The sequence below is a fragment of the Enterobacter cloacae complex sp. FDA-CDC-AR_0164 genome (assembly GCF_003071645.1).
Taxonomy (GTDB): Bacteria; Pseudomonadota; Gammaproteobacteria; order Enterobacterales; family Enterobacteriaceae; genus Enterobacter; species Enterobacter ludwigii.
On sequence record NZ_CP028950.1, the window covers coordinates 431842 to 444342 of the forward strand.

Genomic DNA, 12501 nt, shown 5'->3' on the forward strand with positions numbered 1-12501 from the left:
ATTGAGATTTTCGCTATCCCTGACGGGGCGATACAGCGGAAAATTTGCTCAATTTCAGCGGGATATGCTCCCGTCCTGGCGTGGAGAAGAATAGTTTTTCGATTTACCACGCAAATACAGTCGGTATGACAGTATCTGGGGCGCAATTTAAACGCTTATAACGTTTAAAGGCAAGATGGGATCGTGAAACCAGAACAATATGCCAGCATCAAAAATCAGACCAGCACAATACGCTAATTATAAGAAAAACCCATGGCTAATCATGCGAACAAAAAACAGCCAGCCGTATAATATTCAGCCGCGTTTCGCTTGACTGCAAAGCAAACGGGCCAGCAAACGCTGGCCCGTGGAAAGGTAAACTGACACGCCTGTCGTCAGGCGATCTTTTTGGCAATTAATCGTTCCGGGATAACGAAACTGAAGCGGGTTCCCTTACCCAGCGTGCTTTGAATATCGAGACGGCTTTCATGATGATTCACCGCGTGTTTCACAATAGCCAGCCCCAGACCGCTGCCGCCGGTCTGCCGTGAGCGCGCTTTATCCACCCGGTAGAAGCGCTCGGTCAGACGCGGGATGTGTTCAGGTGCGATCCCCGGCCCGTTATCCTCTACGCTGAACTCAGCGCCCGTTGGCGTGTGCTGCCAGCGCACCACGATATCCGTCCCCGCTGGCGTATGATTCACCGCGTTATACACCAGATTGGAAATGGCGCTGCGCAGCTCATCTTCGCTGCCAAGCACCTTGAGCGTGTTGTCGACCTCGAAGGTCAGCTGATGCATTTTATGGCTTAACGTCTGCGCTTCGCGCTCCACCACCCGCAGCATCATCGGAACATCAATGGTGTCATTCAACGCCAGCGAGGGGGCGGCCTCAATTTTCGAGAGCGTCAGCAGCTGTTTCACCAGCCCTTCCATACGGTGCGTTTGTTCACGCATCGTATGCAACGCTTTCTCGCGCGGCGCGCCTTCCAGCGTTTGCTCCTGCATCATCTCCAGGTACCCCTGAAGCACCGTCAGCGGAGTGCGTAATTCGTGGCTGACGTTGGCAAAGAAGTTGCGTCGCGCCCCTTCCAGCTGGTGCATCTGGGTGACATCACGGGCAACCATCAGCCACTGCTGATCGCTGTAAGGCATCACACGAATTTCCAGGTGGCGCCCATTATTGAGCTTCAGGTTGTGGGGGCGGGTAAAATCACGCTTTTTCAGGTACAGCGTGAACTCGGGATAACGCAGAAGGTTGAGGATGTTCTGGCCATTATCGTCCGGCCAGCGCAGGCCCAGCAGCTGTTGCGCGAGGCCGTTACACCAGAAGATCGTCCCTTCTTCGGTCGTCAGTATTACAGCATCCGGCAGCGACTCAGCGCCGCTACGGAAGCGTTTGATCAGGCTTCCCAGCTCCCGACGCCGCTTTTTGTTACGCATCTGCATCTGGTGCAGACCGTACAGCAGCGGCTCCCAGCTTCCGCTTCCCGGCGGAGGCGTCATACTTCGGTCAACCCACAGCCACCACGAGAGGCGCAGCAGGTTCCAGAAATGCCAGATCAGAAGCCCGGTAACCGACGCCAGCAGAAACCACGGCAAATATCCAAGAAAGGCCCCCAGAATGAAGGCCGGAATACAGCATAAGATCAGTTCAAAGACGAGCCTTTTCCATGACAGACGTTCCAGCACGCGTCACACTCCTGTCATTGTTCAGAAACGGGTTGAAAAACGATAACCCGTGCCGCGGACCGTCTGCACCATGCGATCGTGGCCGCTCAGTTCCAGCGCTTTTCGCAGGCGGCGGATATGTACGTCAACCGTCCGGTCTTCGACATACACGTTAGTTCCCCAGACGTTATTCAGCAACTGTTCGCGGCTGTATACGCGCTCCGGGTGAGTCATAAAGAAATGCAGAAGTTTAAATTCGGTAGGCCCCATATCGAGGGGATTTTCACCGGTCATGACGCGGTGTGAGGTAGGGTCAAGGCTCAGTCCCTGCATCTCAATCACCTCTTCCACCGCCATCGGTGAAATGCGGCGCATCACGGCTTTAATGCGGGCAACCAGCTCTTTCGGTGAGAACGGTTTGGTAATGTAATCGTCCGCCCCCGTTTCCAGACCGCGTACGCGATCCTCTTCTTCACCGCGCGCCGTGAGCATCACAACCGGTATGTCGCGGGTTAGCGCTTCACGTTTCAGGTGTTTGATAAACTGCAGCCCGGAGCCGCCAGGCAACATCCAGTCGAGCAGAATCAGATCGGGCCAGGGTTCATTCAGCTGGTTCACCGCGCTGTCATAATCTTCCGCCTCAACCGGCTGGAAGCCATTTTGCTCGAGCACGAAGCACACCATTTCACGAATCGGAGCTTCATCTTCTACGACCAGAATACGTCTCGCCATACTTTGCCCTGTTTTATCTTATTTAAGTTACAAGTTTGTAATGCGGCGTCATTATGCGTCAGATTTATGACAGATTTATGAAAAACAGTACCACTGTAAAGGGCAAACTGTTGTTTTATTACAGCGGTTATTTTCTGTTCCCTGACAGTTTATAATCCTGCTTTCTCTTTTTCGCCACGGATCAGCAATGCGCATACTACACACCTCTGACTGGCATCTGGGTCAAAATTTTTACAGCAAAAGCCGGGCGGCTGAACACGAAGCGTTCCTGAACTGGCTGCTGGATACGGCCCGCTCTCATGAGGTGGACGCCATTATTGTGGCGGGTGACATCTTCGATACCGGCTCGCCCCCCAGCTATGCGCGCGAGTTATATAACCGTTTTGTCGTCAATCTGCAGCAAACGGGCTGTCATCTGGTGATTGTTGCCGGCAACCATGATTCCGTCGCAACGTTAAATGAATCCCGCGATATTCTGGCGTTTCTCAATACTACCGTGGTGGCCAGCGCAGGACATGCGCCGCAGATCCTGAAAAAGCGCGACGGGACGCCGGGTGCGGTACTGTGTCCGATCCCATTTTTACGCCCGCGCGATATTGTCCAAAGCCAGGCGGGGCTTTCCGGCGCTGAAAAACAGCAGCATTTGCTGCAGGCCATCACCGACTATTACCACCAGCAGCATGCCCAGGCCTGTGCCCTTCGCGGCGACCAGGCGATTCCGGTGATTGCCACCGGGCACCTCACCACCGTTGGGGCCAGCAAAAGCGACGCGGTGCGTGACATTTATATTGGCACGCTGGATGCTTTCCCGGCACAAAACTTCCCGCCCGCGGATTATATTGCCCTCGGGCATATCCACCGGGCGCAGGTTATCGGCGGCTGCGAGCACATTCGCTACTGCGGTTCGCCCATCTCGCTGAGTTTTGATGAGACCGGCAAAGCCAAAAGTGTCCATCTGGTGAGCTTTAGCGACGGCAAGCTCAGCGCCGTCGACACGCTGGAAGTGCCCGTCACCCAACCGCTGGCGGTGCTGAAAGGCGATCTGGACGCCATCACCGCCCAGCTTGAACAGTGGCGCGGCGTGGAACAAAACCCGCCGGTCTGGCTGGATATTGAGATCGCCAGCGGCGACTACCTGCATGATGTGCAGCGTAAAATTCAGGTACTCACGGAAGACCTGCCGGTAGAGGTGCTGCTGGTGCGCCGCAGCCGCGAGCAGCGCGAGAAAATTCTGCTCGGCGCTCAGCGCGAAACGCTCAGCGAGCTCAGGGTGGAAGAGGTTTTTGAACGCCGGCTCTCCCACGAGGAGATTGACGACGCGAAACGCGCACGGCTGAACGAGCTTTTTACGCACACCCTGCATGCCCTGAACGATGAGGAAGAAAACGCATGAAAATCCTCAGCCTGCGTCTGAAAAATCTCAACTCACTGAAGGGTGAGTGGAAAATCGATTTTACCGCGGAGCCGTTTGCCAGCAACGGACTGTTTGCGATTACCGGGGCTACCGGCGCAGGGAAAACGACCCTGCTCGACGCCATTTGTCTGGCGCTGTATCACGAAACGCCGCGCCTGCAGAAAGTCTCCCAGGCACAAAACGATTTGATGACGCGCGACACGGCCGAATGCCTTGCCGAAGTTGAGTTTGAAGTCAAAGGTATTGCCTATCGCGCTTTCTGGAGTCAGAACCGCGCGCGAAATCAGCCCGACGGTAATCTTCAGGCCCCGCGCGTCGAGCTGGCACGCTGTGAGGACGGTAAAATTCTGGCCGACAAAGTGTCGGATAAACTGGAACAAACGGCCGCCCTCACCGGGCTGGATTATGGCCGTTTTACCCGCTCAATGCTGCTCTCTCAGGGGCAATTTGCCGCCTTCCTCAATGCCAGACCTTCCGACCGCGCCGAACTGCTGGAAGAACTGACCGGAACCGAGATCTACGGTCAGATTTCCGCCATGGTGTTTGAGAAACACAAAGCCGCACGTAACGCCCTTGAGGTGCATGAAGCACAGGCTGCAGGCGTCGTGTTGTTGAGTGAAGAGCAACAGCAGCAGTTACAGCAAAGTTTGCAGGCACTTACTGACGAAGAAAAAACGCTGCTGGCGCAACAGCAGAATCAACAGAAAGATTTTCAGTGGCTTACGCGCAATGACGAGCTTATACGTGAGCAGCAGCGCGTTGCCACCTTGCAGCAACAGGCGCAACAGGCACTGACCGAGGCTGCGCCCGAGCTGGCAACGCTCCAGCTTGCTCACCCCGCCGCCCAGCTGCGTCCACTGTGGGACAGCCAGCAAGAGCAAACCACCCGGCTGGGGCAAACGAAGCAGCGCATTGTTGAAGTAAATGCTCGCTTACAAGCAAAAACCGCGCTGCGCTCGCGTATCCGTAATACGGCCCAGCGTAGCCATGCACAACTGCAGACCGACCTTACGGCGCTGGCACAGTGGCTGGCAGAGCACGAGCGGTATCGTCAGTGGGGCCAGGAGATAGCAGGCTGGCGCGCCCATTTTGCACAGCTGAATCGCGATAAACATCAGATCGCCACGCTTTCCACGCGCATTGCTGAATTACGCCAGAAGCTGACAGAGATGCCGGAAAACGCCCTGACGCTCACGGCTGACGAGGTCAGCGTGGCGATGGAGCAACAGGCTCAGTCACGGACTTTCCGCCAGCGGCTGATGTCGCTTCAGGCCCGTTATCTGCCGCTGCAACAGCGTCTGCGCCAGAGCGGTGAAAGCCTGCAGAAAGCCCAGGCAGAGCAGGTAAAACTCAATGAAACGCTGACGCTGCGTCGCCAGCAGTACAAAGAGAAAAACCAGCACTATCTGGATCTTGAAACGCTCTGCAGACAGGAAGAGAAGATTAAAAGTCTGGAGGCAGAGCGTGCGCAGCTGCAGGCGGGACAGCCCTGCCCGCTGTGCGGCTCAACCTCGCACCCGGCGGTCACTGCCTATCAGGCGCTGGAGCTGAGTGCCAACCAGCAGCGTCGCGACCAGTTAGCCAAAGAGGTCGCTGCGCTTAAAGAGGAAGGATTGTTAGTTCTCGGTCAGGTGAATGCCCTGACCCGGCAGATCCAGCGTGAGACAGACGACGCTCAGACGCTCTCTCAGGAGGAGCAAGCGCTCACTAAAGAGTGGCAATCGGTTTGCGCGTCCCTGAATATCACTCTGAATATTCAGGAAGATATTGCCCCGTGGATGAACGAACAAGAGCAGTATGAGCGTCAGCTTTACCAGCTGAGCCAGCGTCTGACGCTCCAGCAACAGCTGAATGAACAGGACGCGCAGGCGCGTCAGTATCAACAGCAGCTGACGGCCACGCGCCAGGCGCTGGAAACGACCCTGCTGACGCTGTCACTCAACGTCCCGGAAGAAGGCACAGAGGCTGCCTGGCTGAACGAACGAGAAACCGAGTTCGCACAGTGGCAGGAAAAACAGACTCAGCATGGTGTCATGCAGGAGCGCATGACGGCTCTGATGCCGCTGCTCGACACCCTGCCCGCCACAAACGACACAGAAACCGAACCGGCCATTCCTGATAACTGGCGCGAAACGCACGACGAATGCGTTTCTCTTCAGAGCCAGCTTGCCACATTGCAACAGCAGGAAAGCCTCGAAAGCGAGCGGCTGCAGCACGCCACGACGCACTTCACCGCCGCACTGACCGCAAGCTGCTTCGCCGATCGGGAGGCCTTTCTGGCTGCACTGCTTGATGAAGAGACTATCCGCCGTCTTGAACACCGTAAGCAGACCCTGGAAAACCAGCTTCAGCAGGCAACCGCGCTGTTCGCACAGGCAAACCAGCAGCTGCAGGCTCATCAGACGCAGCGACCGGAAGGGCTGGAACTCGACGCGCCAACCCTGCAGTTGCAGCTACAGCAACTCGGGCAACAGCTTCGGGAGAACACCACTCATCAGGGTGAGATCCGCCAGCAGCTTAAACAGGACAGCGATAACCGTCAGCACCAGCTGGCGCTCATGCAGCATATTGAAGAGGCCGCGCGGCTGGCCGATGACTGGAGCTATCTGAATTCGCTGATAGGTTCCAGCACCGGCGACAAGTTCCGTAAGTTTGCCCAGGGGCTCACGCTGGATAATCTGGTCTGGCTTGCCAACCAGCAGCTAAATCGCCTGCACGGGCGCTATTTACTGCAGCGCAAGGTCAGCGATGCGCTGGAACTCGAAGTGGTGGATACCTGGCAGGCGGACGCGGTGCGCGATACCCGTACCCTCTCCGGCGGCGAAAGCTTCCTTGTTAGCCTGGCACTGGCGCTGGCGCTTTCCGATCTGGTGAGCCACAAGACACGCATCGATTCGCTGTTCCTGGATGAAGGCTTCGGCACGCTCGACAGCGAAACGCTGGATACCGCCCTCGATGCGCTCGACGCGCTGAACGCCACCGGGAAAACCATTGGCGTGATTAGCCACGTCGAGGCGATGAAAGAGCGGATCCCGGTGCAGATCAAAGTGAAGAAGATTAACGGGCTGGGGTATAGCAAGCTGGATAAGGTGTTTGCGGTGGAGTGAGGGTGCCCTGCGTTAGGGCACCCTCATCCCGCCCCTCTCACGTAGGGAGAGGGAGAATGGCTATAGCGGCCAGAGCCACGCGGCGCCGCGCACGCCGCTGGAGTCCCCGTGCACCGCTTTGCGGATCGGGGTTTCACACTCGCCGCCGAAGACCCACTGCTTCACCAGATTCGGCACCGTGGCATATAAACGGTCGACGTTGCTCATCCCGCCGCCGAGCACAATCACGTCAGGGTCAAGGATATTCACCACGTGCGCCAGGGATTTCGCCAGCCGCATTTCATAGCGGCTGAGAGCCAGCTCAGCCACCGGATCGTGTTCCCCGACCCGGCGCATAATCTCGTTCCCCTTGAGTGGCTGGCCACTCAGGCGGAGGTAATCGGTGGCAAAACCGGTGCCGGAGATAAACGTCTCAATACAGCCCTGCTTGCCGCAATAGCACGGCACCTCGGCGCGGTATTTAAGTTCATCGTCATCCATCCACGGCAGGGGATTATGTCCCCACTCGCCCGCCGTACCGTTGCCGCCAATATGGGCACGCCCGCCCAGGGCCACGCCTGCGCCACAGCCGGTCCCGATAATGACCGCAAAAACGGTCTGGGCCCCTGCGGCGGCACCGTCAATGGCTTCGGAGACGGCCAGACAGTTGGCGTCATTTGCCAGACGCACTTCCCGGTTCAGGCGCTGACTTAAATCTTTATCAAAAGGCTGACCGTTGAGCCAGGTGGAGTTGGCGTTTTTAACCACCCCGGTATAGGGCGAGATTGAGCCCGGGATCCCCATCCCAACGGTGCCGGTCTGCCCTGTCGCCTGCTCAGCCATGTCGACCAGCCGGGCAATCGTCTCGATAGTCTGGTGATAATCATCGCGCGGCGTAGGCAGACGGTGGCGGAACAGTTGCTCCCCCTGCTCGCTCAGTGCGATGACTTCTGTTTTGGTGCCGCCCAAATCAATCCCAATACGCACAAGACACTCCTCATTATTTTGATTATCAACAGAGTAGAAGCCCGCTTCCCGATTAGCAATGCAAGCGATGCGACAATTCGTTATCATGCCCGCTGATTTAACGACAAGGCCGTGGAAATTATCATGCTGTGGTTCAAAAATTTGATGGTTTACCGTCTCAGCCGCGACGTTTCGCTGCGTGCAGAAGAGATGGAAAAACAGTTAGCCGCTTATAGCTTTTCCCCTTGCGGTAGCCAGGATATGGCCAAAACCGGTTGGGTTCCTCCAATGGGTTCACAAAGCGATGCATTGACCCACGCCAGCAGCACGGGTCAAATCATCGTCTGCGCCCGCAAAGAAGAAAAAATTCTGCCCACGCCGGTGGTCAAGCAGGCGCTCGAAGCGAAAATTTTCAAGCTTGAAGCCGAACAGGGTCGCAAGCTGAAAAAAACCGAAAAAGATTCGCTGAAAGACGAAGTTCTTCACTCTCTGCTGCCGCGCGCCTTTAGCCGTTTCAGCCAGACAATGATGTGGATCGATACCGTTAACGGGCTGATCATGGTGGACTGCGCCAGCGCCAAAAAAGCGGAAGATACGCTGGCCCTGCTGCGCAAAAGCATCGGCTCGTTACCGGTCGTTCCGCTGGCGCTGGAAACGCCGATTGAACTGACCCTGACCGAATGGGTGCGCAGCGGTACAGCGGCCCAGGGCTTCCAGATCCTTGATGAAGCCGAGCTCAAAGCCCTGCTCGAAGATGGCGGCGTGATCCGCGCGAAAAAGCAGGATCTGGTGAGCGACGAGATCGCCGTACATATTGAAGCGGGCAAAGTGGTGACCAAACTGGCACTCGACTGGCAGCAGCGTATTCAGTTTGTGATGTGCGATGACGGCTCGGTGAAGCGTCTGAAATTCTGCGATGAGCTGCGCGATCAGAACGAAGATATCGATCGTGAAGATTACGCCCAGCGCTTTGACGCGGACTTTATCCTGATGACCGGAGAGCTGGCAGCGTTAATTCAGAATCTGGTAGAAGGCCTCGGCGGCGAAGCGCAGCGGTAATGCCTGCAGTGACCCTCTCCCGACAGGGAGAGGGTATAAAACGTTTTATTTCAGGTAGCGGCACAGATAAGAGGTCGGTTCAGCAACCTGCAGATGGAATTCGCTGTGGCCAGGGACGTTGAACGCTTGTCCGGCAGAGTAAACTTTCCATTCTGTTTCCCCCGGCAGTAAGACGTTGAGCGCACCGCTGATCACCGTCATCTCTTCAGCTTCGGCTGTACCAAAGGTGTATTCCCCTTCAGCCATAACGCCGACACTGGCGCGGCCAGTGCTGCTGCTGGTAAAACCAATGGATTTCACTTTACCGGAAAAGTATTCGTTACTTTGAAGCATGAACTGGCCCTTATATTTTTAGATAAAAATTCACTATAGGGGCCATGATCATCACCTGTCACGCAAAATCATTAGATCAACAGCTCTGCGGCCAGCCGGGCCATCAGAACATTAGACAACAGCACCGGGACATCCAGCGCCTTTTGCAGTAAATCACGGTGGTGCTGGTGGAATCCAAGGCAGTCCAGAATCAACACATCGGCCCCTCTCTCCAGCAGTTCCCGTCCTGCCTCAATCAGCGCAGCCTCGCTATCCCAGAAGGGATTGGCCAGCGCATACAAAGGCATTTTTTCGAGTACGTGCCATTTTGCCGTCTGGTTGTCCATGAGCTCTTCAATGGGAACAATGACCCCCACCTGATGCCCGTCAACAATGGAGGCCACCAGCGGCGGAATGATCCGCATCGGCTCCAGCAAAATCGCATTACGCGCGATGAGTCCCTTAACAGGTGCAGTACTCATCAGTAAAATAACGTCATAGCCTTGATTGTCGAGCACTTCTATTACGCTCTGCAGCGAGCGCTCGATTTTCTGACGCGAAACATGCGCCAGTTTACCGTCACTTAATAACGTCGCCAGGGGATCCTCCCCCGCCTCTACAGCGTAGTCTTCCATGACCTCTTCCCGACTCATCTTCCCCAGCAGGCTTAGATGCGTTATCTGTTGTTCAGATACATGCTCGGTTAAGAGCGGTAACACTTCGCTTACAGGGACCACACCAATAGTGAGGATCGCCAACGTCGCCTTCATCTTCATCGCCTTCCATTACCGCTAAATCTTTCACACAGGTACAGGCTCACTACGCTGCACAGTTCGTTTTTTCAACAAAACAGCACCAAGCGTAGCAGGTGATCCCCATCGCGAAATGTAAAGATCGCCTGCCCGTTACGGAGTTACCTGTAATAACTAAATATTAACCCCTGCTTAACATTTGCGATGAGTAAAAAGTGTGATTCAGGCACGGTATTTAGCCCTTTAGGAATTCATTCACGACTTATCAGGATCTTCGTAGCGCCGTTTGGCATCCAGCGCTTCCTGTTCAGTTTCATGTTCACTGATCAGAGAGTCTGGTTTGGGGTGATCGGCACGCAGCTGATACCAGGTGACGGTTTGATCGCCATTGCCTTTTTCAACGGTAACGATGCGTGCTTCACGTGGATAGGGAGGTCTGGTTGGCATAGCTCATCCTTTTTTTATGTCTGAGCTATAAGTATAGACGCCGCTTAGCTGGCGCAAGCCAAACGCAGGGCGGTAATAATCTGAATTACCACGTCCTCGGGTGAAGCGGAAGCATCCACAACGTGGTGTGCCGCTTCGCGGTATAACGCATCGCGTTCGGCCAGCACTTCGCTCACCTCTTCGCTGAGCGGCCGGGAGGTCAGCGCAGGACGTTGTCCCTCTTCCGGAAATGCTTCCAGCCGCCCTACCAGGGCCGAAACGGGTGCGCTGAGGTAGATGACAATCCCTTTTTCGCGCATAAAGCGACGGTTACACTCGGCGAGAACAATGCCGCCACCGGTTGCGATAACAGCAGACGGCGTGGTGACCGCCTTCAGCGCGGCCGTTTCACGGGCGCGAAAGCTCTCCCACCCCTCTTGCTCAACGATTTCCGCGATGCTTTTCCCGGCTTCGGTTTGCAGCCAGTGGTCGGTATCAACAAACTGACGATCGCACACGCGTGCCAGTTCCAGGCCAACGGTGGTTTTCCCACAGCCGCGGGGGCCAACTAAAAAGATGGGTTGGGTCATAACCAGGTGTTCCCCTTGATGCCGGATGGCCGAAGAGCGTAAAGAAATAATTGCAGAAGATGTTGCGTTTACTTTACTGCAAAGCGGTACGGGATGACAACCCTGCGGAGGCCATACTGTACCACAAAGTGACAATGGTTATCATTACGCAGTGCGACGCTTGACTTCGAGCAGCCACTTATCAAGCTCTGCGGCGAACTGCTGGCGATCGCGCTGGGACAGGCTGTCTGGCCCGCCGGTTTGCACGCCGCTGGCGCGAAGCGTATCCATAAAATCACGCATGGTGAGTCTTTCACGAATGGTCGCCGGCGAATAACGCTCCCCTCTCGGGTTCAGCGCCGCCGCTCCCTTTTCAATTACTTCCGCGGCCAGCGGGATATCCGCCGTGATCACCAGATCCTCGGGGCTACACAGACGCACAATCTCGTTATCCGCCACGTCAAAGCCAGCCGGAACCTGCAACGCGCGAATAAATCGGGAAGGCGGTACGCGAATATTCTGGTTCGCCACCAGCGTAAGCGGCATCTGCACGCGCTCGGCCGCGCGGAATAAAATCTCTTTAATCACATTCGGACACGCGTCCGCATCAACCCAAATCGCCATATTGTCTCCCCATAATGATTCTGCCGACTATTGTCGCCTGCATTTCGTTGTTAAGCTATCAATCAGAGAAAACAACGCATAATGACGGAGAATCGTGATGGATAAGAAAATCGGGTTTATCGGCTGCGGTAACATGGGCAAAGCCATCCTGGGTGGCCTGATCGCCAGCGGACAGGTGCTGCCGGGTCAGATTTGGGTCTACACCCCATCACCGGACAACGTCGCCGCGTTACGCGATCGGTACGGGATCAACGCAGCCGAAAGCGCCCAGGAAGTGGCTCAGGTAGCCGATATTGTCTTTGGCGCCGTCAAGCCGAACATCATGATCAAAGTGCTGAGCGACATCACCACCAGCCTGAACAAAGAGACACTGGTCGTATCGATTGCCGCGGGCGTCACGCTCGATCAGCTGGCGCGCGCGCTGGGTCATGACCGTAAAATCGTACGCGCTATGCCGAATACCCCGTCACTGGTCAACGCCGGCATGACCTCCGTCACGCCTAACGCGCTGGTGACGTCGGAAGACGTGGCGGATGTCCTGAACATCTTCCGCTGCTTCGGTGAAGCGGAAGTCATTGCCGAATCCATGATCCATCCGGTAGTGGGAGTGAGCGGTTCAGCGCCTGCGTATGTCTTTATGTTTTTAGAAGCGATGGCCGACGCCGCGGTGCTTGGCGGTATGCCACGAGCGCAGGCGTATAAATTCGCTGCACAGGCCGTGATGGGCTCTGCCAAAATGGTGCTGGAGACCGGTAAGCATCCGGGTGAACTGAAAGATATGGTCTGCTCGCCTGGCGGAACCACTATCGAGGCGGTGCGGGTGCTGGAAGAACGCGGCTTCCGTTCGGCCGTTATTGAAGCGATGACAAAATGCATGGAAAAATCAGAGAAACTGAGTAAATCCTGATTATC

At 55.9% G+C, this 12501-nt stretch carries 12 protein-coding genes; 4 read left to right on the top strand and 8 right to left on the bottom strand.

Features of this window, described 5'->3' with window-relative positions:
• Positions 1-374 precede the first annotated feature (374 nt).
• Both phoR and phoB read right to left on the bottom strand, forming a co-directional pair.
• Entirely contained in the window at positions 375-1670 is a 1296-nt protein-coding gene (gene phoR / locus AM410_RS02155; protein WP_014168833.1) for a phosphate regulon sensor histidine kinase PhoR, read from the bottom strand.
• A 21-nt stretch (positions 1671-1691) separates the two neighbouring features.
• Positions 1692-2381, bottom strand: a complete 690-nt coding sequence (phoB, locus tag AM410_RS02160) for a phosphate response regulator transcription factor PhoB (protein ID WP_008503265.1) — start codon at positions 2379-2381, stop codon at positions 1692-1694.
• 187 nt (positions 2382-2568) lie between these two features.
• Here phoB and sbcD point away from each other — a divergent pair, with 187 nt between their 5' ends.
• Both sbcD and sbcC read left to right on the top strand, forming a co-directional pair.
• Entirely contained in the window at positions 2569-3774 is a 1206-nt protein-coding gene (gene sbcD / locus AM410_RS02165; RefSeq protein WP_032681573.1) for an exonuclease subunit SbcD, read from the top strand.
• Complete coding sequence (gene sbcC / locus AM410_RS02170; RefSeq protein ID WP_108647471.1) at positions 3771-6902, top strand: exonuclease subunit SbcC; 3132 nt, start codon at positions 3771-3773, stop codon at positions 6900-6902. Before sbcD ends, sbcC begins: the two co-directional genes overlap by 4 nt.
• 60 nt (positions 6903-6962) lie before the next feature.
• On the opposite strand, the gene mak is transcribed toward sbcC, so the two are convergent.
• Positions 6963-7868, bottom strand: coding sequence for a fructokinase (mak, locus tag AM410_RS02175; RefSeq protein ID WP_108647473.1), 906 nt, complete (start codon positions 7866-7868; stop codon positions 6963-6965).
• A gap of 123 nt (positions 7869-7991) precedes the next feature.
• Between mak and rdgC the strand changes: the two genes are divergently transcribed.
• On the top strand, positions 7992-8906 hold the full coding sequence (gene rdgC / locus AM410_RS02180; protein ID WP_014882739.1) for a recombination-associated protein RdgC: 915 nt from the start codon (positions 7992-7994) through the stop codon (positions 8904-8906).
• A 45-nt stretch (positions 8907-8951) separates the two neighbouring features.
• On the opposite strand, the gene ppnP is transcribed toward rdgC, so the two are convergent.
• The 5 genes from ppnP to AM410_RS02205 all read right to left on the bottom strand — a co-directional run bounded on the left by ppnP (position 8952) and on the right by AM410_RS02205 (position 11589).
• Positions 8952-9239 carry a pyrimidine/purine nucleoside phosphorylase gene (gene ppnP / locus AM410_RS02185; RefSeq protein ID WP_014168827.1) on the bottom strand — a complete coding sequence of 96 codons (288 nt, stop codon included), beginning with the start codon at positions 9237-9239 and terminating at the stop codon, positions 8952-8954.
• Positions 9240-9310: 71 nt separating this feature from the next.
• A complete protein-coding gene (locus AM410_RS02190; protein WP_025204994.1) occupies positions 9311-9988 on the bottom strand; it encodes an AroM family protein in 678 nt (225 codons plus the stop codon).
• A gap of 237 nt (positions 9989-10225) precedes the next feature.
• Positions 10226-10417 (bottom strand): protein YaiA, encoded by a 192-nt coding sequence (gene yaiA / locus AM410_RS02195; RefSeq protein WP_013095817.1) that lies wholly within the window; start codon positions 10415-10417, stop codon positions 10226-10228.
• Positions 10418-10461: 44 nt separating this feature from the next.
• The gene (gene aroL, locus AM410_RS02200) at positions 10462-10986 is read right to left on the bottom strand and encodes a shikimate kinase AroL (RefSeq protein WP_073395601.1); all 525 of its coding nucleotides are present in this window, start codon (positions 10984-10986) and stop codon (positions 10462-10464) included.
• 144 nt (positions 10987-11130) lie between these two features.
• The gene (locus AM410_RS02205; RefSeq protein ID WP_073395599.1) at positions 11131-11589 is read right to left on the bottom strand and encodes a YaiI/YqxD family protein; all 459 of its coding nucleotides are present in this window, start codon (positions 11587-11589) and stop codon (positions 11131-11133) included.
• 97 nt (positions 11590-11686) lie between these two features.
• On the opposite strand from AM410_RS02205, the gene proC reads away from it, so the two are divergent.
• The gene (gene proC / locus AM410_RS02210; RefSeq protein WP_020885239.1) at positions 11687-12496 is read left to right on the top strand and encodes a pyrroline-5-carboxylate reductase; all 810 of its coding nucleotides are present in this window, start codon (positions 11687-11689) and stop codon (positions 12494-12496) included.
• Positions 12497-12501: the final 5 nt, after the last annotated feature.

What these genes read in the sequence shown, in the direction of transcription:
- phoB (WP_008503265.1), bottom strand. Translation starts at nt 2,381, where the DNA reads ATGGCGAGACGTATTCTGGTCGTAGAAGATGAAGCTCCGATTCGTGAA.
- sbcD (WP_032681573.1), top strand. Translation starts at nt 2,569, where the DNA reads ATGCGCATACTACACACCTCTGACTGGCATCTGGGTCAAAATTTTTAC.
- sbcC (WP_108647471.1), top strand. Translation starts at nt 3,771, where the DNA reads ATGAAAATCCTCAGCCTGCGTCTGAAAAATCTCAACTCACTGAAGGGT.
- rdgC (WP_014882739.1), top strand. Translation starts at nt 7,992, where the DNA reads ATGCTGTGGTTCAAAAATTTGATGGTTTACCGTCTCAGCCGCGACGTT.
- ppnP (WP_014168827.1), bottom strand. Translation starts at nt 9,239, where the DNA reads ATGCTTCAAAGTAACGAATACTTTTCCGGTAAAGTGAAATCCATTGGT.
- AM410_RS02190 (WP_025204994.1), bottom strand. Translation starts at nt 9,988, where the DNA reads ATGAAGGCGACGTTGGCGATCCTCACTATTGGTGTGGTCCCTGTAAGC.
- yaiA (WP_013095817.1), bottom strand. Translation starts at nt 10,417, where the DNA reads ATGCCAACCAGACCTCCCTATCCACGTGAAGCACGCATCGTTACCGTT.
- aroL (WP_073395601.1), bottom strand. Translation starts at nt 10,986, where the DNA reads ATGACCCAACCCATCTTTTTAGTTGGCCCCCGCGGCTGTGGGAAAACC.
- AM410_RS02205 (WP_073395599.1), bottom strand. Translation starts at nt 11,589, where the DNA reads ATGGCGATTTGGGTTGATGCGGACGCGTGTCCGAATGTGATTAAAGAG.
- proC (WP_020885239.1), top strand. Translation starts at nt 11,687, where the DNA reads ATGGATAAGAAAATCGGGTTTATCGGCTGCGGTAACATGGGCAAAGCC.